Annotated in this window: 15 protein-coding genes; 12 read left to right on the top strand and 3 right to left on the bottom strand. The window is 26.6% G+C overall.

Annotated elements, in window-relative coordinates; translation table 11 throughout:
* The first annotated feature begins 2 nt into the window (after positions 1 to 2).
* Complete coding sequence (asrC, locus tag J2S18_RS00835) at positions 3 to 1,013, top strand: sulfite reductase subunit C (protein ID WP_307481973.1); 1,011 nt, start codon at positions 3 to 5, stop codon at positions 1,011 to 1,013.
* Between the two features lie 131 nt (positions 1,014 to 1,144).
* Here asrC and J2S18_RS00830 read toward each other — a convergent pair whose 3' ends face one another.
* A complete protein-coding gene (locus tag J2S18_RS00830) occupies positions 1,145 to 1,354 on the bottom strand; it encodes a cold-shock protein (protein WP_307481970.1) in 210 nt (69 codons plus the stop codon).
* Between the two features lie 291 nt (positions 1,355 to 1,645).
* On the opposite strand from J2S18_RS00830, the gene J2S18_RS00825 reads away from it, so the two are divergent.
* Positions 1,646 to 3,532, top strand: coding sequence for a sensor histidine kinase (locus tag J2S18_RS00825; protein WP_307481967.1), 1,887 nt, complete (start codon positions 1,646 to 1,648; stop codon positions 3,530 to 3,532).
* 140 nt (positions 3,533 to 3,672) lie between these two features.
* Positions 3,673 to 4,119 (top strand): peptide-methionine (R)-S-oxide reductase MsrB, encoded by a 447-nt coding sequence (gene msrB, locus J2S18_RS00820; RefSeq protein WP_307481965.1) that lies wholly within the window; start codon positions 3,673 to 3,675, stop codon positions 4,117 to 4,119.
* A 145-nt stretch (positions 4,120 to 4,264) separates the two neighbouring features.
* On the opposite strand, the gene J2S18_RS00815 is transcribed toward msrB, so the two are convergent.
* Positions 4,265 to 5,107, bottom strand: coding sequence for a patatin-like phospholipase family protein (locus J2S18_RS00815; protein WP_307481963.1), 843 nt, complete (start codon positions 5,105 to 5,107; stop codon positions 4,265 to 4,267).
* A 468-nt stretch (positions 5,108 to 5,575) separates the two neighbouring features.
* Between J2S18_RS00815 and J2S18_RS00810 the strand changes: the two genes are divergently transcribed.
* From J2S18_RS00810 to nifJ, 6 genes are all read left to right on the top strand, one after another.
* On the top strand, positions 5,576 to 7,003 hold the full coding sequence (locus tag J2S18_RS00810) for an NAD(P)/FAD-dependent oxidoreductase (protein ID WP_307481962.1): 1,428 nt from the start codon (positions 5,576 to 5,578) through the stop codon (positions 7,001 to 7,003).
* A gap of 4 nt (positions 7,004 to 7,007) precedes the next feature.
* Entirely contained in the window at positions 7,008 to 7,910 is a 903-nt protein-coding gene (locus tag J2S18_RS00805; protein WP_307481959.1) for an FAD-dependent oxidoreductase, read from the top strand.
* Positions 7,911 to 8,041: 131 nt separating this feature from the next.
* Positions 8,042 to 8,476 (top strand): GNAT family N-acetyltransferase, encoded by a 435-nt coding sequence (locus tag J2S18_RS00800; RefSeq protein WP_307481957.1) that lies wholly within the window; start codon positions 8,042 to 8,044, stop codon positions 8,474 to 8,476.
* A gap of 282 nt (positions 8,477 to 8,758) precedes the next feature.
* Positions 8,759 to 9,379, top strand: coding sequence for a DUF975 family protein (locus J2S18_RS00795; protein WP_307481954.1), 621 nt, complete (start codon positions 8,759 to 8,761; stop codon positions 9,377 to 9,379).
* An 89-nt stretch (positions 9,380 to 9,468) separates the two neighbouring features.
* A complete protein-coding gene (locus tag J2S18_RS00790; RefSeq protein WP_307481953.1) occupies positions 9,469 to 10,449 on the top strand; it encodes a GH25 family lysozyme in 981 nt (326 codons plus the stop codon).
* A gap of 395 nt (positions 10,450 to 10,844) precedes the next feature.
* Complete coding sequence (gene nifJ, locus J2S18_RS00785) at positions 10,845 to 14,357, top strand: pyruvate:ferredoxin (flavodoxin) oxidoreductase (RefSeq protein ID WP_307481950.1); 3,513 nt, start codon at positions 10,845 to 10,847, stop codon at positions 14,355 to 14,357.
* A 91-nt stretch (positions 14,358 to 14,448) separates the two neighbouring features.
* Here the strand turns inward: nifJ and J2S18_RS00780 are convergent, their stop codons facing one another.
* Positions 14,449 to 15,459: a PLP-dependent cysteine synthase family protein gene (locus J2S18_RS00780; protein ID WP_307481947.1), complete on the bottom strand. Its 1,011-nt coding sequence runs from the start codon at positions 15,457 to 15,459 to the stop codon at positions 14,449 to 14,451.
* Between the two features lie 319 nt (positions 15,460 to 15,778).
* Here J2S18_RS00780 and J2S18_RS00775 point away from each other — a divergent pair, with 319 nt between their 5' ends.
* The 3 genes from J2S18_RS00775 to galT all read left to right on the top strand — a co-directional run bounded on the left by J2S18_RS00775 (position 15,779) and on the right by galT (position 19,635).
* Complete coding sequence (locus tag J2S18_RS00775; protein WP_307481945.1) at positions 15,779 to 16,810, top strand: aldose epimerase family protein; 1,032 nt, start codon at positions 15,779 to 15,781, stop codon at positions 16,808 to 16,810.
* Positions 16,811 to 16,944: 134 nt separating this feature from the next.
* Positions 16,945 to 18,108 carry a galactokinase gene (locus J2S18_RS00770; protein ID WP_307481943.1) on the top strand — a complete coding sequence of 388 codons (1,164 nt, stop codon included), beginning with the start codon at positions 16,945 to 16,947 and terminating at the stop codon, positions 18,106 to 18,108.
* A 9-nt stretch (positions 18,109 to 18,117) separates the two neighbouring features.
* Positions 18,118 to 19,635, top strand: a complete 1,518-nt coding sequence (galT, locus tag J2S18_RS00765) for a UDP-glucose--hexose-1-phosphate uridylyltransferase (RefSeq protein WP_307481941.1) — start codon at positions 18,118 to 18,120, stop codon at positions 19,633 to 19,635.
* Positions 19,636 to 19,710: the final 75 nt, after the last annotated feature.

The raw sequence follows: 19,710 nt of genomic DNA, 5'->3' as shown, positions 1-19,710 counted from the left end.
ATATGAATAAAGATATTGATATTAATAAATTACGTACGAATTGTTTTCGTGAGTCTAAAGTTCCAGGAGAATTCATGTTCCAAATGAGAGTTCCAGGAGGAACTATTAGTGCTAAACATTTAGGATTAGTTCAAAAGTTAGCAGAAGATTATGGTAATGGAAGCTTTCACTTTGGTACTAGACAAACCTTTAATATACCAGGAATAAAGTATGAATATATTGAGGAAGTAAATAAATTAGTTAAAGATTATATTGATGAAGTTGAAAGAAAAGAATGTGATGTAAATATAGAGGCAGATGAATATGGATATCCAACTTTAGGTGCTAGAAATATATCAGCTTGTATTGGAGCAGACCATTGTATAAAAGCTAATGCTAAAACATCCTCTTTAGCTAAAAATTTAGAAAAAATAATATTTCCAAGTAATTATCATATAAAAATATGTGTAGCAGGATGTCCAAACGACTGTATAAAGGCTCATATGACTGATTTTGGAATAATAGGAGTTACAATTCCACAATATGACTACGATAGATGTGTTGGATGTGGAGCTTGTGCAAGAGCTTGTGCTAGTCATTCTACATCAGCAATAAAAGAAGTAAATGGAAAAATAATAAGAAATGAAGAATTATGTATAGGATGTGGAGAATGTGTTGAAGCATGTCCTACAAGAGCATTTACTCGTTCAAAAGAAACTTATTATAGAGTATTAATTGGAGGAAGAACAAGTAAAAAGACTCCAAGATTAGGAGAAGTTTTCTTAGATTTTATAACAGAGGATGTATTATATGAAGTAATAAAAAATTGGGAAACATTCTCTAAGGAAGTTTTAAATGGATCTCCTAAATATCTTCATGGTGGACACTTAATGGATATGGCAGGATATAATAAATTCAAGGAAATTATGCTTAAAGGTGTAAATTTAAATAAAGAAGCTAAAGTGGCATCAAGACTTAACTGGAAAGAACGTGAATGTAAAGCTAATATAAATGTTAAAGCTGTATGTAAATAAATTAAAATTATTTTATATGAATATAAAAATAAAATAAGGTTAAAATAAATTTGTAGTCAATGAAGAATCTATGGTTCCAATATTTTGACTATGGGACACTACCTAAAATAGGTAGTGTCTTTTTAATTTTGCTATAATTTTTGAACATTTATAGCCATTGGACCTTTTTCTCCTTCACTTATAGAAAATGTTACACTTTCTCCTTCGTGAAGTTCTTTATTGTTTCCTGATTCTTTTATTTGTGAATGATGTACAAATACATCATCTCCATTATTACAAGATATAAATCCATATCCCTTTTCTTGATTAAACCATTTCACAATTCCAGTTATACTAGACATAAATATCTCTCCTTAAAATAATTTTCTATAATAGTATTAACATAGTTTATGAATTTTACCCATGAATTTTATTTCTAAATTTATAACCTGAAAGTTAAAAAAATACAAATTTTTGATATAAAATTTTATTAAATAATATTTATTTTAATAAAGTTATTAAAATTAGTAACAAAATATTAAAAAGTATATAAGCATATTGTGTAAAATGCAAACAAATAATATAATCTAATCATATTATGTAAGAATATTCTAAAATTTGATGGGGAAAATACTATAAAAGGGAGTAATTTAATGGGAAATAAGAGTAGGGAGATATTAGATACAGTATCAATGGCTTATTTTTATTGTAAAGTGATAAGGAATAATGGTAATGAAATTAAAGATTTAATTATTGAAGAAAGTAATTACAATAATTTTAAAATTACTGGATTTAATGAATTAATATATAGTGAGAATGGAATTTTAAAATTTAATATAGACTTTTTTAGTTATTTAATTAATCTTATAAGTGACAAAAAAGAAATTACTTTAGATTGTTTAGAAATAAAAAGTTTAAGTGATGATTATATTATTGTATGGTGTAAGAAAGATTCAATAAATGAAATTAAAAAATTAAAAGATGAACTTACTGAGCAAAGAAAGTTATTAGATTTATTTATAGATTCTATGCCAGATTTTATTTTTTGTAAGGATATAAACGGTAGGTATACAAATTGTAATAGGAAGTTTGCTGAATGCTTAGAAATGAAAAAAGAAGATATTATAGGTAAGTATGATTATGATATATATGATTTAGCTAAGGCTGAAAGATTTAGAAAAATAGATAAGGATGTTATAAGTAATAATTCAAAAAAAACATATATAGATACTATAAAAATGCCAGATGGCACAACCAGTATAGAAAAAACTATGAAAGTACCTTATTTTGATAAAGATAATAATATTGCAGGGGTTATAGGGATTTCAAAGGATATATCCTATGAAAAGGCAGTTGAAAATAGATTAATAAAAAATGAAAATATATTGTTTAATATTCTTAATCATTTAGAAGATGTAGTTATAATCAAAGATAAAAATAAAACTATATTTGTAAATGATGCTTTTGAAAAACTTTATGGAATAAGTGCTAATGAAGTTTATGAATCTAATGAATTTATAGTAGCTTATGATAGTATACATCCAGAGGATAAAAAATTATTTGAAAATATAAATTATGATGAACCATTAGACAAGATTGCGAGAATAGTTAGAAAAGATAATGAAATTAGATGGGGATGGTTTAGAAGTAATCCATTAAAGGATGAAAATAATAATACTTTAAGACGGATTATTATTATAAATGATATTACTAATAAAAAGAATGAAGAAAGACAATTAGATAAGCTTAGAATGGATTTTTTTGCAAATCTGTCTCATGAATTTAAAACACCAATAAATTTAATTTTTACTTCGCTACAACTTTTAAATTTTAAAATAAAAAATTCAAAAATAGAAGATAGATATGATTACCTAACTTATATAGATGCCTGTCAAGAAAATACCTTTAGAATGATAAAATTAATAAATAATTTAATAGATAGTATAGAAATAGAAGAGGGATTTTTCAGATATAATCCCCAAAATTCAGAAATAGTAAGTTTTGTGGAGAAAATATGCACAAAAGCATCAGATATTGCCATTAAAAAGTCCATAGAAATAATATTTGATACAGAAATTGAAGAGAAAATAGTTTTATTTGATTTAGAGCATGTAGAACGGATAATTCTTAATATTTTATCTAATGCTATAAAATTTAGCAAAGATTTAGGGAAAATAGAAGTATATATGTGTTCTAAAAATAGTATGATAGAAATAAAAATTAAAGATAATGGTATTGGAATATCAAAGGATAAGTTAGAAGTTTTATTTGATAGATTTAAAATGATAAACAATAGGATGACTAAGATAAGTGAAGGGTGTGGAATAGGACTTTATATAGCAAAGGAATTAGCAAAACTTCATGGAGGAGATATAGAAATTAATAGTGAACTTGGAGTAGGAACTGAAGTAATTATTAAATTATTAGATAATTTAGGTGAACAGGCTGATTTAGAGTGTGCAGCAACAGCTATTAATAATATAGACTATTCAGGAACAGATAGGATGAAAATAGAATTTTCAGATATATATTTATATTAAACTTTAATATAATTAGAAATAAATCTTTAAATTTTTACAGTTATGAAACTAAAAATATACTAAATTTTAGTTATAACAATATAAATTATAGGGTAAAATAAAACTATAAGATTTAATTAAAAATTTAAAGAGGGATGATTATGAAAAAGTATAAGAAATTAAGTAAAAAACAATTAAAGGAAGAACTCTCAAACTTACAATATAAAATTACACAAGAAAATGGAACAGAGCCTCCTTTTGGTAATGATTATTGGGATAACTTTAAGGAAGGAATTTACGTTGATATAACAAGCGGAGAGCCATTATTTGTGTCTAGTGACAAATTTGATTCTGGATGTGGATGGCCAGCTTTTTCTAAGCCAATTGATAGAAATTTATTAAAGGAAAAGAGAGACACAAGTTTTAATATGGATAGAATAGAGGTAAGAAGTAAAAATTCTGATTCCCATCTTGGACATGTATTTACAGATGGTCCAAAAGAACTTGGAGGATTAAGATATTGTATAAATTCTGCATCTTTAAAATTTATAAGAAAAGAAGATATGGAAAGTGAAGGATATGAAGAGTATATAGATTTAATAAAGTAGAAAGGAAAACTTTCTAAAAAATCTATCTAAAATCAACAGTCACTTAAAATATAGAGAAATATAAAAGCAAAATAATAAACTCAAGGAAATCTTATAATATTTCTTGAATGTGTATTATTTTGCTTTTTATTTATATTTATAAATTTTATTCAAATAAAGATTTTATATCATCTAATTTTTCTACTGCAAGGTCATAACCATTTTTGTAAGCTTCTTTTAATTTAGTTACATCTTTTTCAAAACTATTAATTGCTTGTTCTTCTGAGGGCCTTAAAATAATTGCCTTACCTTCTCTTTCTAGCTCTTCACAGTACCTTACTGTTTTATTATACATTTCATGACGAGTAAGAAATGCATTCTTTAAATTAGAATATTTTCTACCTACTAGTTTTGAGGCTAAAATATTTCCACGACCTAACTTTTTTCTATAACTTTTAGGTCTTGTAAGTATTATTAGATGTTTATCATTACCATCTTCAATAGCCTTTCTTATTGGAATAGGATCACATAATCCTCCATCATAATAAAAATTATTATTTATTTTAATAGGTGGAAAGAAAAGTGGTATAGCACATGTTGCTCTAAGCATAGTATTTTTATTATCAATTTTTTTACCATCTAAATATTCTGTTTTACCATTTTTAGCATTAGTTACACCAACTAAAATTTTACCTTTATAATTACAAAGAGCTTTGTTATCATAAGGGAGTAATTTATTAGGTATCTCATCAAAAACAAAGTCTAATCCAAAAATACTTTTACATTTTAAAAAGTTTCTTAAACTTAAATATCTACTATCATTCCTATAATTTTCTAAAATATTAATATTCCTTCCCTTTTGATTGGAAAAGTAAGAAAAGGCATTTGCAATACCTGCTGAAACACCAATACAATATGGGAACATTATATTATTATCTAATAGAGCATCCATTATACCAGCACTAAATATTGGTCTAAAGGTACCTCCTTCTAATATTAAACTAGGCATAAATCCTCCTTATAAAGTTAGTTATTTTAATATAACAAAAAGTATATAACTAACCTTAAAAAATAGCAAATCATATATTTAAATATTATTTTTTAAGAGGTAATAAAAACTTTCTATAAAATTAAGTAAGTTTTAAGGGATATATATAAATGAACACTTATCTTATAACATAGGCTGAAACTTTAGAAAGTTATATTATTTAAATAAACAATATTAATATTTTTTTAAAAATTACATAATAGAGTGGCTTTTTTTTTATTAAAAGATAATAATTAAATATGAGTAATTTAAAGTTATATATAATTAAATAATTATTATTAACATATAAAAATGATATTTTACTTATAATTATTCAAAGTTTATTATATTAATGTAAAGGAAAATGAATTTTATAGGAATTAATTTATTATGAAAAATTATATTTTAACAATAAAAATAGTTTATATATATTTTTAGGGAGGAACTAAAATGAAAGATGTAATTATTATAGGTGGCGGAGTTATTGGTACTTCAATAGCTAGAGAGTTATCAAAATATGAATTAGATACTATTCTAATTGAAAAAGGAGATGATTTAGCTAGTGGAATATCAAAGGCAAACAGTGGAATTGTACATTCTGGATATAATGAAACTGTAGGTACTTTAAAAGGAAAGCTTAATGTTATTGGAAATAAAATGTTTGATGAATTATCAAAAGATTTAGATTTTCCATTTAAGAGAAACGGAGCACTTATATTAGCATTCAATGATGATGAGATGAGAAAGCTTAGAGAGCTTAAAGAAAATGGACAAAGTCTTGGAATTGAAGGACTTGAAATTTTAAACAAAGAGGAAGCACTATCTTTAGAAGAAAATATTTCAAATAAAATAGTAGGTGCTTTATATGCTAAAACTTCAGGAATTGTAAGTCCATATGAAATGACTGTTGCTTTAGGAGAAAATGCAAATGTTAATGGAGTAGAATTTAAATTTGAAGCAGAAGTTAAAAATATAGAAAAAGTTGAAGATAGCTATAAAGTTGTATTAGATAACGGAGAAGTTATTGAAGGAAAAATAATTATAAATGCGGCTGGTATTAATGGAGATTATATAAATAATATGATTAACGATTACCAATATAAAATAAGAGAAGTTAAAGGTGAATATATTTTATTTGATAAGGTAGCAGGAAAGTTAATTAATAAAACATTATTCCAAGTTCCTAGTGAAATAAGTAAGGGAGTTTTAGTTACTCCTACTGTTGACGGAAACTTATTAATAGGACCTAATGCTCATAAAATAAGTAGTAAGGAAGATTTTAAAACTACAAAAGAAGGCTTAGGAGAAATAATTGATTCAGCTAAGAAAACAGCACCGCAATTACCTTTAAAGAGAGTTATAACAACATTTGTAGGAGTTAGACCAAAACTTAAAGATGATTTTGTTATAGAAGAAGTTAAAAATTCTAAAAACTTTATAAATGTTATTGGAATAGATTCTCCAGGACTAACAGCTGCACCTGCAATTGGAGTATATGTTAAAGAATTAATAGAGAAAAATAATAAGTTAGTTTTAAAAGATAACTTTATTAAAGAAAGAAAAGGAATTATTAAATTTGATAAATTAGGATTAAAAGAAAAAAATGAATTAATTAAGGTTAATCCAAATTACGGAAAAATAGTCTGTAAGTGTGAACTTATTACAGAGGGAGAAATAATAGATGCAATAAATAGACCACTTGGAGCAAAAAGTGTAGATGGTGTTAAGAGAAGAACTAGAGCTACTATGGGTGGATGCCAAGGAGTAGGATGTTTAATTCCAATTTCTAAAATAATAGCAAGAGAGCTTAATATTGACTTAAGTGAAGTTATGAAAAATAAAAAAGGTTCAAATGCAGTAGGTTATAAGGAGGTATAAAATCATGAAATGCTATGATTTAGTTATAATAGGTGGAGGAGTATCTGGAATAAATTGTGCACTATTTGCAAAAGCTTCAGGAATAAAAGACATTCTTCTAATTGAAAAAGATGATATATTAATGGGATCACTAATTGGAAGTGATTATAATATAAGTGAAGGTGGAATGGTAACAGGCGCACAATATAGAGAAAAAAAGATAAATGAATTTAATGGTGCTTGTATTGATACATACTTAAACACAATGGTATTAAAAATTGATTACGATAGAGAAATAGTTTGCACTAGTAAAAAAGGTGGAATAGAGAAAATAAAAGCAGAGGCTATAATAATGGCTACTGGAGGAAAAGAAAAAGGTAGAGATGTTTTAAATGTTACAGGAGATAGATGTTCAGGAATTATTACTGTAGGTATGGCAGAAAAAATATTAAATATGGATGGAATGGTTCCAGGAAAAGATGTTGTGTTATATGGGGTACACAATATTAATAAAATATATAACAAAATAAAAAATAAAAATATAAATGTAAAAGGTGCTGTTTGTAACAAAGTAAGTGATGAAGTTTTAGGACTAACAAAAAATCTTTACTTAGGGTATGAATTACAAGATATAATAGGAAAAGATAGAATAGAAATGATTAAAATAACTAAAAATGGAGAAGAAATGCTTTTAAAATGTGATACTTTAATAATAGCAAAACCTATGGTATCAGATGGAATATTAGCAATGAGAAGTGGATTAGAGTTAAATCCAGATACAACAGGTCCTTTAGTAGATGAAAATTTTATGACTTCAAAAAGAGGTATTTTTGCCTGTGGTGATGGAATATATATACATGCTTCAGTAGAAGAAATTGTAGAAGAAGCAAAAAAAGTTGTAGAAAATATTATTGAATTTTTAAAATAAACTTAATGAAAGTAGTAGAAATAAATATTTAATCTTTAGAAGTTTAATTATTATTTCTACTACTTTTTTTATAATAATTATTGTGTATACTTATATATATAATATTTTATAAATGTTAGGAGCTTAAGGATATGATAAGAAGAGGAAACTTAGAGGATTTTGATATACTTTTTAAATGGATTAATGATGAGGATGTAATAAAATTTTCACGCTATGGCAAAGAAATGAATTTAGAAGAATTTAATAGTTACTTTGATGATAGAATAGATAAATTATTTATTTTAGAAGAAGATTTATTTCCCATTGGTCAGATTTGTTATGATCTTATAGACAATGAAGGTATAATTAATTATTGTGTTGATAAGGAAGAGAGAGGAAAAGGTTATGGTAAAGAATTAGTAAAGTATTTAGTAGCCTTTGTTAAAGAAAACATAGAAGAGATAGATAAATTAAGTGCCTTTGTTCATAAAAATAATATACCATCAATTAAAATATTTGAATCTTTAGGGTTTATTAGAGAAGTAGAAAAGGATGATTATATAAAGTTCGCTATTAATATAAGATAAAAGATAATTTAAAATATAGCTAAATAAAAAATGTTCATTAAAAAATTTATTTTTTTAATGAACATTTTTTTTGCTTTAAAAACTTATACAAAAATTTTAGAACCTACTTTAATTAAATTCTATAAGACTATAAATTCACATAAAATACAATAAAGTTAATTATAATATATTAAAAAATAATTAATATTACTAAAAAGGTTAATTAATACTTTATTATAAGGTTAATATATTGTATAATTAAAACATATTATAAATAAAAAATATTAATTGGAGGAGATAAATATGAGTAGTACAGGGGAATTAAAAAGTCGTGCAAGAATGCAGTTAAGAGGAAAGTGGGGAATATCAATTGTAGCATTTCTAATTTATAGTGTAATAATTGGAATGGGTGCTTCTAAAGAAATTGGAGATTATTTTGATATTAATAAAGTAGTATTTTTTACAAATGCAGTAGGTTTTTTACTTGGCGGACTTATTACAGTTGGAATAAGTAAATTTTCATTAAATCTTGTAAGAGGAAAAGAAATAAGTATAAATGATTTATTTTCTAATTTTGATATTTATTTAAAAACTTTAGGATTAAATATATTATCAGGAATTTGTATATTTATAGGAACATTATTTTTTGTAATTCCTGGAGTTATAATAGCTATTATGTTTTCACAAGCTTATTATATTTTAAGTGAGGATAAAGAAAAATCAATAACTCAATGTTTAAGAGAAAGCAGTGAGTTAATTAGAGGATATAAATGGGATTATTTTGTATTAGAATTAAGTTTTATTGGATGGTGGATAGTATCAATTTTAACTTTAGGAATAGGTTCATTATGGGTAATACCATATCAAGGGATAACAGAAACAAACTTTTATTTAGAATTAAAAGAAAATCAAAATATTTATTAAAAATATTTAAGTGCATATATAATATATGGAAATAGAGTACTGGAACACTTTATTTCTAATAAATATATTATTTATGAGAGGTGTTTTTAATGAAAAGTAGAAATAAAAGAAATATTAAAGGTGTAGACATTAGTAATTGGCAAAAAAATATAGATTTTTCTAAGGTTAAGAAAGATGGTATAGAAGTTGTTATTATAAAAGCTACAGAAGGAATAGATTTTGTAGATAAAAGATTAGAAGAACATTATAATGGTGCAAGAAATGAAAATATAAGTATAGGCTTCTATCATTTTATGAGTGACAAAACAGATCCAAAAGAGCAGGCAAGAGATTTTTGGAATTCAATTAAAAATAAAAAATTTCAGGTTATTCCAGTATTAGATATAGAAAAAGAAAATGGAGGAAGAAGTGCAAAGGAAGTTACAAATAGGTGTATTGAATTTTTAAATGAGTTTAAGAATTTAAGTGGTTATGAATGTATAATTTACACTTATACTAATTTTGCAAAAACTAAACTTGATTATAGACTTAATAAGTATAAACTTTGGATAGCTCATTATGGAGTTAACATTCCAGGAGAAAATGGTATATGGAAGGAATGGGTTGGATTTCAATACACTGATAAGGGAAAGGTAAGTGGAATAGAAGGTTTTTGTGATATGAATGAATTTACTAATAAAATATTTATAAATAGAAGTTCTCATTCTTCTAATAATACAAATACATCTTCAAAAAATGAACTATGGAAAGTTAGTATAAGTGGAGATATTGTTAAAGAGCTACAAAGAGAACTTAACAAACAGTTTATAGCTAATTTAATTGTTGATGGTTATTTTGGAGAAAAAACATTAAATAAATGTGTTAATGTTTCAGTAGGTGCAAGAGGTAATATTACAAAGATAATACAAAAAAGATTAATTAATAAAGGGTTTTTAGTTGGAAAATTTGGATCAGATGGAATCTTTGGAAAAGATACTTTAGAAGGAGTAAAAAGATTTCAAAAAGCAAATAAAATAACTATAGATGGAGTTGTAGGTAAAAATACTTGGAAAAAGTTATTTGAAAAATAATTTTAAAGGATAATAAAAAAATATTTTAAGGGGCTAGAAAGGTTTTAAAAACTTTTCTAGCTTTTTTGTATTTAGAAAATCTCCTGTTAGAGGTTTGGGCTTAAAGGAGTTTATATCTATAGTTTGTAATGAAAATTTATTCTTATATTAATAGGTTTTGTTAACTACATTAATATAAGAATAACATTGAAAGTGAAGGATTTATATAGCTTATCCAATAAAAAATGAAACTATAAATATTAACAAGCTGTTAACTTGTTAACGTTTTCAGAATAATTTTTTAAATAATGTAATAAAAAACAAAAATAAATTTTATTATTCTATAATAGTATATAGAAGGCATTTTTGCTTTTGGCTATAATTTATTTTACTTTTTAGAAAAGAGGGATTGTATTATGAGAAAAATGAAGACTATGGATGGTAATACTGCCGCAGCTCATATATCTTATGAATTCACTGAAGTTGCAGCAATATATCCTATAACACCATCATCACCAATGGCTGAACATGTTGACGAATGGGCTGCTAAAGGAAGAAAAAATATTTTTGGACAACCTGTTAAGATTGTAGAATTACAATCAGAAGGAGGAGCTGCTGGAGCTACTCATGGATCATTACAAGGAGGAGCATTAACAACAACCTATACTGCATCACAAGGTTTATTGTTAATGATTCCTAATATGTACAAAATTGCTGGTGAATTGCTTCCAGGAGTATTTCATGTAGCTGCTAGAGCAATTGCAACATCATCAATTTGTATATTTGGAGATCATCAAGATGTTATGTCAACAAGAAATACTGGATTTGCAATGATTGCAGAAGGATCAGTTCAAGAAGTAATGGACTTATCAGCAGTAGCACACTTAGCATCTATTAAATCAAGAGTTCCTTTCTTAAGTTTCTTTGATGGATTTAGAACTTCTCATGAAGTACAAAAAGTTGAAGTGTTAGAACAAGAGGACTTAAAACCATTATTAGATATGGAAGCTGTTAAAGAATTTAGAGAAAGAGCATTAAGCCCAAATCATCCTGTAACTAGAGGAACAGCACTAAACTCAGATACTTACTTCCAATCAAGAGAAGCTGTAAATAAATTCTATAATGCAGTTCCTGATATTGTTGAAGGATATATGGCTGAAATTACAAAAATAACAGGAAGAGAATATCACTGTTTTGATTATTATGGTGCAAAAGATGCTGATAGAATCGTTGTTACAATGGGTTCAAGTACAGATGTATGTGAAGAAACAGTTGACTATTTAATTAAACATGGAGAAAAGGTTGGAGTTATAAAGGTTAGACTTTATAGACCTTTTGATGTAGAAAAATTAAAGAAAGCTATACCAGCAACTGTTAAGAAGATAGCTGTTTTAGATAAAGTAAAAGAAGTAGGTAGTAATGGAGAACCATTATACTTAGACGTTTTAAGTGCATATGCAAATGAAAAGGATGCACCATTAATTATTGGTGGTAGATATGGATTAGGATCAAAAGATCCAACTCCAAGTCATATAGCTACAATTTTTGATAATTTAGCTAAAGATGAACCAAAGGATAAATTTACAATTGGAATAGTTGATGATGTAACTAATACTTCATTAGAAGTAACTAAAGATATTGATGCAACTAAAGAAGGAACCGTTGCTTGTAAATTCTGGGGACTTGGTTCTGATGGTACTGTTGGTGCAAATAAGAGTGCTATCAAGATTATTGGAGACCATACAGATATGTATGCTCAAGGATATTTCTCATATGATTCTAAGAAATCAGGTGGAGTTACAGTATCTCACTTAAGATTTGGTAAAACTCCAATTAAATCACCTTATTTAATAGATAAAGCTGATTTTGTAGCTTGCCATAATCAAGCATATGTTCATAAATATAATGTTTTAGATGGATTAAAGAAGAATGGAACATTCTTATTAAATACTATTTGGACTCCAGAAGAAATAGAAGAACATTTACCAGCTTCATATAAGAGATATATAGCTAAAAATAATATTAAATTCTACACTTTAAATGCTGTTAAGATAGCACAAGAAATTGGTCTTGGTGGAAGAATTAATATGATAATGCAATCAGCATTCTTTAAATTAGCTAATATTATTCCAATAGACGATGCTGTTAAATATTTAAAAGATGCAGTTGTAACTTCTTATGGTAAGAAGGGACAAAAAGTTGTTGATATGAACAATGCTGCAATTGATAAAGGAATAGAATCAATAGTTAAAATAAATATTCCAGAATCTTGGGCAAATGCTGAAGATAAAGAAACAAAGAAACCAGAAGAAGTAAATGAATTCATTAAGAGAATAGTTGAACCTATTAATAAATTAGAAGGATTCGATTTACCAGTATCAGCATTTAATGGAATGGAAGATGGTACTTTTGAACCAGGAACAGCTGCATATGAAAAGAGAGGAATTGCTATAAATGTTCCAGAATGGGATAAGGATAAATGTATACAATGTAACCAATGTTCATATGTATGTCCACATGCTGCAATTAGACCATTCTTATTAAATGAAAAGGAAAAGGAAAATGCACCAGAAAAGTTTAAATCAGTAGCTGCTAAGGGATTAAAAACAGCTGAACCAATGAACTTTACAATTCAAGTAGATCCACTTGATTGTACTGGTTGCGGAAACTGTGCTCAAGTTTGTCCAGCACCTGAAAAAGCTTTAGTTATGAAACCACTTCATACACAAGAAGTAGAAATAGAAAATTGGGATTATGTTATAAAACATGTTTTACCAAAGGAAAATCCAATGAATAAAACTACTGTAAAGGGTAGTCAATTTGAACAACCTTTAATGGAATTCTCAGGAGCTTGTGCAGGATGTGGAGAAACTCCATATGCTAAACTTATAACTCAATTATTTGGAGATAGAATGATAATAGCTAATGCTACTGGATGTTCATCAATATGGGGAGCATCTGCACCTTCAACTCCATACACAATTAATCATAAAGGATTTGGACCAGCATGGGCAAATTCATTATTTGAAGATAATGCAGAATATGGACTTGGAATGTTCTGTGGAGCAAAAGCTGTAAGAGAAAGATTAGTTGAAGAAGCTAATGCACTTATTATAGAACTTGAAGAAGGGGAAGCTAAGGAAGCTCTTAAGGACTTTGTAGAACATGTAGAAGATGGAGCTGGAACTAGAGAAAGAGCAAATAGAGTTATAAATGCTTTAGAAAAATTAGATAATTGTATGGCAAAGAAAATTTTAGAAGAAAAAGACTTCTTAATAAAACCATCACAATGGATATTTGGTGGAGATGGATGGTCTTACGACATTGGTTATGGTGGAGTAGATCATGTACTTGCATCAGGAGAAAATGTAAATATATTTGTATTTGATACAGAAGTTTACTCAAATACTGGTGGTCAAGCTTCAAAGGCAACACCAACAGCAGCAGTTGCTAAGTTTACTGCATCAGGTAAGAAGACTAAGAAGAAAGACCTTGGAATGATGGCAATGAGTTACGGATATGTATATGTTGCACAAGTTTCAATGGGAGCTGATAAAAATCAAACTCTTAAAGCTATAGCAGAAGCTGAAAATTATGATGGACCATCATTAATTATAGGTTATGCTCCATGTATTAATCATGGAATTAAACTTGGAATGGGTAATAGCCAATTAGAAGCTAAGAGAGCTGTTGATTGTGGATACTGGAGTATGTATAGATACAATCCTGAATTAAAGGGAACTGGAAAGAATCCATTTACTTTAGATTCAAAGGAACCAAAGGGAGATTTTAAGGAATTCTTAATGGGAGAAGTTAGATATGCATCCCTTGCTAAGGCATTCCCAGAAGCTGCAGAAGCATTATTTGAAAAGACATATAATGATGCTATGGAAAGATTAGAAAACTATAAAAAGTTAGCTGCAAAATAATAATTTTATAAAAAAATCGCGTGATCCTAAAAATACAACAATAAAAGAGGTAGAATTTTTAATTTATTCTACCTCTTTTATTATTGTATTTTTATAAAGTTTTTATGGAGAGAAGATTAATATCCTTTGATAAATAAGCATTTTTAATAGGTTCCTTTTTCATAAGATCAGTAGTTAAATATTTTTTATTATCATCTGGGAAGACTGTAACTACAGTAGAATCAGCATCCTTTTTAGATAAAAGAATTTTTAATGCACCTATAAAGTTTGCTCCAGAAGAAATTCCAACTCCAAGGCCAAGTTCCTTTGATAGTTTTTGAGCCATTATTATAGCATCACCATCATTTACATTAACTATATTATCAAGTTCATATAGTTTCAAAATTTCTGGAACAAACTCATCAGATATTCCTTCTATTCTATGAGAAGAACCATCATAACCAAAGGAAAGAGTTTTAGAATTTTCAGGTTCTAATGGATGAACAGTAATTTTCCTATACATTTTCTTTAAATATCTTGAAACTCCCATAATTGTCCCACCAGTGCCAACTCCTGCAATAAAAGCAGATGGGATTAATCCATTATTTACAAGAGTACTCCAAATTTCAGGGCCTGTTGATAAGTAATGAGCCATAATATTGTCAGTATTAGAAAATTGAGATGGTAAAAATACATTGCTATTTTCAGATTTAGCTTTTTTTGCAAGCTCTATGCATTTTAAGAATCCACCATCCTTTTTTGAAACTAAATGAATATCTGCTCCAAAACTTTTTATTAAAGAAATTCTTTCCATGCTCATAAAATCTGGCATATAAATAGATACTGGATGATTTAAGTAACTTCCAATAGAGGCAAAAGAAATTCCAGTGTTTCCACTAGTTGTTTCTATTATTCTATCATTAGGTTTAATTTTATTTTGATTATAAGCATTTTTTAGTATATAAAGAGCCATTCTATCTTTTATACTGCCGCTAAAATTATAATATTCTAATTTAGAATAAATTTTCAGTGCTTGTCCTTTATAAGTAAAAGAAATTTCTAATAAAGGGGTATTTCCAATAAGTTTTTCTAATGATTCAAATTTATTTTTTATAAGATTCATAAAACATCTCCTTTATATAAATAAGCTAAAGGGTCTCTTATAATAATATATTTTATAAGTATAGAAAATGATTAAAAATAATATAAAGTAAAATAGTTAATAAAACATATTTAAACATTAATAATAGATAGTAAAAATATTTGGTAAAAAAGTAGTAAAAAATGTTGAAAAAATTTTCCTAAAGTATTATTATTTAAATATAGACATTAATTTTAAAAAAGATAACTCATCTTACTATTTTTTATTAAATAGTAATTAAATAAATAGCTAAGCGATTATTTGCTTAGCTATTTTTAAAATAAAAGGGGGAAGGGATTGTATGATTAAAATATCAGAACAAAAAGTTTTTGACTATAAAGGAAAAGACATAATTGAATATACATTAAGTAATGGAGATGTTGATATTAAGGTTCTTAATTTAGGTGGAGCTATAACAGGAATTTTTACTAAAGATAAAAATGGTAAAAAGGAAAACATAGTTGTAGCATATGAAGATTTAGAAACTTATATTGAAAGTCCATCATACTATGGAGGAATTATTGGAAGAACAGCTGGTAGAATTAATAAAGGGGAAGTAACCATAAATGGAGAAAAGATAAAATTTAATAAAAATTATGAGGTGTGTCAGTGTCATGGTGGAAATATAGGATTTAATAAAAAGGTTTGGGATGCCAAAACAGAAATAGAAAAAGAAAAAGTAAGCCTTATATTGTCCTATAAATCAGCTGATGGAGAGGAAGGGTATCCAGGAAATTTAGATGTTAATGTAATTTACTCTCTAAATAAAGAAAACGAATTCATAATTGAATTTAAAGGAATAAGTGATAAAGATACCTTAGTAAATATGACAAATCATTCTTATTTTAATTTAAGTGGTGACTATAAAGAATCAGTTTTAGATCATAAATTAATGGTTACATCAAATGAAATTTTAGCTATAGATAATAATAGTGTTCCAACAGGAGAAGTATTAAATACCTTTAACACTGCCTTTGATTTTAGAGAAGAAAAAAGAATAGGAAAAGATATAGATAATAATGAAGAACAAATAGAATTAGGTTCAGGTTATGACCATACATTTTTATTTAATGATAAAAGAAATATTGTTTATAAAGATGATGAAAGTGGAAGAGAAATGCAAATTGAAACAAATAATGAAGGGGTAGTTATTTATTCAATGAACTTTATAGATGGTAAAAAAGTATATGGAAATAAGGATATAAAGAGAAGATATGGAATATGTTTTGAATGTCAAAATCCTCCTATAGGATATGAAGATGCTTTTAAAGAAAGTTCTATTTTAAGAGCAGGAGAGGAATATGATAAGTATATAAAATATAAATTTATATAAAAGTGGTTAATAAGTGAAAATAAGAAAATAGTTAGGAAAAATATTAGTAAAAATTAAGTAAAATTATTGAAAATGTTTTCCTGAAATGATATTATTTAAATATACAATAATTTGAAAGAGGGTAGGGTAATATTATGAAAAATCAAATAAAGGATACTTTTATTAAAATATTTGGAGATAAAGAAGATTTAAAAATATTTTTTTCACCAGGAAGAGTTAATTTAATTGGAGAACATACAGATTATAACGGAGGAAATGTTTTTCCATGTGCACTTAGCTTTGGTACTTATGGAGCAATATCATTAAGAGATGATAAAAAAGTTAGAATGTATTCAAGTAACTTTGAAGATATTGGTGTAATTGAATTTGATTTAGATTATATAAAATATGAAAAAGCACATGATTGGGTAAACTATCCAAAGGGTGTTATAGATGTTATGAAGAAAAATGGATATAACATAGATAAAGGATTTGATGTAGCTATATATGGAAACATTCCAAATGGAGCAGGACTTTCATCATCAGCATCTTTAGAATTGCTTATTGCAGTTATGATGGACAAGTTATTTAATTTTAATATAGATAGAGTAGATTTAGTAAAATTCTCTCAAAAAGCAGAAAATGCTTTTGTTGGAGTAAATTGTGGAATAATGGATCAGTTTGCAATAGGAATGGGAAAGAAAGATAGTGCAATACTTCTTGATTGTAATACTTTGAAATATAGTTATTCAAAAGTTGATTTAAAGGATGAAGTGTTAGTTATTTCAAACACAAATAAAAGAAGAGGTCTTGCAGATTCTAAATATAATGAAAGAAGAAGTGAATGTGAAACTGCATTAGAGGAATTAAAGAGTAAATTAAATATTAATGCATTAGGAGAATTATCTATTGAAGAATTTGAAAATAATAAGGATCTTATAAAGGATGAAGTAAGAAGAAAGAGAGCTAAACATGCTGTTTATGAAAATATAAGAACTTTAAAGGCTAAAGAAGCCCTTGAAAAAAATGATTTAACTACTTTTGGAGAACTTATGAATGCATCTCATATTTCTTTAAGAGATGACTATGAAGTAACAGGAACTGAACTTGATACTTTAGTTGAACTTGCATGGAATGAAGATGGTGTATTAGGAAGTAGAATGACAGGAGCTGGATTTGGAGGATGTACAGTTTCTTTAGTTAAAAAAGATAAAGTTGAAGATTTTATAGAAAATGTAGGTAAAGGATATAAAGAGAAAATAGGATATGATGCTAGTTTTTATATAGCTAATATAGGTGAGGGAACTAAAGAAATATAGGAGGATAATATGAATATTTATAAAAATATTGAAAGGTTAATTCAATATGGAATTAAACAAAACTTAATAAAAGAAGAAGATAGAATATTCATAAGAAATAGTTTGCTTGATGTTTTTAATCTTGATGACTATGAGTATGTTGAAGTTTTAGAGGAAAATCTTGAAACTCCAACTCCTATTTTAAATGATCTTTTAGATTATGCTTATGATAAAGGACTTATTGAACACAATACTCCAATATATAGAGATCTTTTTGATACTAAAATTATGGGGATACTAGTTGGTAGACCATCAGAAATTATTAGAGAGTTTAATATTAATTATAATGAGGATCCTAAAAAGGCAACAACTTATTTTCATAATATGAGCAAGGCCTGTGATTATATAAGAACAGATAGAATAGCTCAAAATCTTGTATGGAAATCAAAAAGTGAATATGGAGAAATGGATGTAACAATTAATTTATCAAAGCCAGAGAAAGATCCAAAAGCAATTGCAGCAGCAAAAAATCTTCCATCTGCAAAGTATCCAAAATGTCTTCTTTGTAAGGAAAATGAAGGGTATAGAGGAAGAATTAATCACCCTGCAAGACAAAATTTAAGAGTTATACCATTAAATTTATGTAATGAAAATTGGTTCCTTCAATATTCACCTTACGCATATTACAATGAACATTGTATAGTGTTTAAAGGTGAGCATGTTCCAATGAGTATAAATAAGAAAACCTTTGATAGAATATTAGAGTTTGTAGAAAAGTTTCCACATTATTTTATAGGTTCAAATGCAGATTTGCCTATAGTTGGAGGATCAATATTAACTCATGACCATTATCAAGGTGGTAATTATACTTTTGCTATGAATAAGGCAAAGGATGTTTATAAATTTAAAATTCCAAACTATGAAAACATAGATTTATCAATAGTTAAATGGCCTTTAACTGTTTTAAGATTAAGGGGGGAAAATAGAGAAGAATTAAGTGCCCTTTCAGAAAAAATACTAAAACATTGGAGAGAATATAGTGATTCTGATGCTGACGTATTAGCTTATAGTGAAGGAATACCTCATAATACAATAACTCCAATTGCAAGATTTGAAGAAAATAAATATGTTTTAGACCTTGTTCTTAGAAATAATAGAACAAGCAATGAACATCCAGATGGAATATTTCATCCTCACAAAGAATTACATCACATAAAGAAAGAAAATATAGGACTTATTGAAGTTTTAGGACTTGCAGTTCTTCCATCTAGATTAAAGGATGAACTTGAAGTTATAAAGGAAAATCTTCTTAAAAAGGATGATAGTTTAATAGATATAGAGAAAATGAAAATCCATTTAGATTGGTTTTATGAAATAAAAAAGAGAAATCCTAATATAAATAAAGAAAATGTACAAATTATAATTGAAAAAGAAGTTTCAGATGTATTTGTAAAAGTTTTAGAGGATTGTGGAGTATTTAAGTGGAATGAACAAGGTAAAAAATCTATGGAAAAATATATTAATACTTTAAAAAATGAAATAAAGTAAAGATTTATTCAGATAGAGTTTTTAACTCTATCTGAATTTTAGTTAAAAGGATTTATTATAAATAATATTTTATAA

Origin of the sequence: Eubacterium multiforme, from assembly GCF_030813415.1 — a bacterium.
Classification (GTDB): Bacteria; Bacillota; Clostridia; order Clostridiales; family Clostridiaceae; genus Clostridium; species Clostridium multiforme.
Note: the sequence above shows the minus strand (reverse complement) of the source record. Positions and strands in the feature narration are given on the sequence as shown.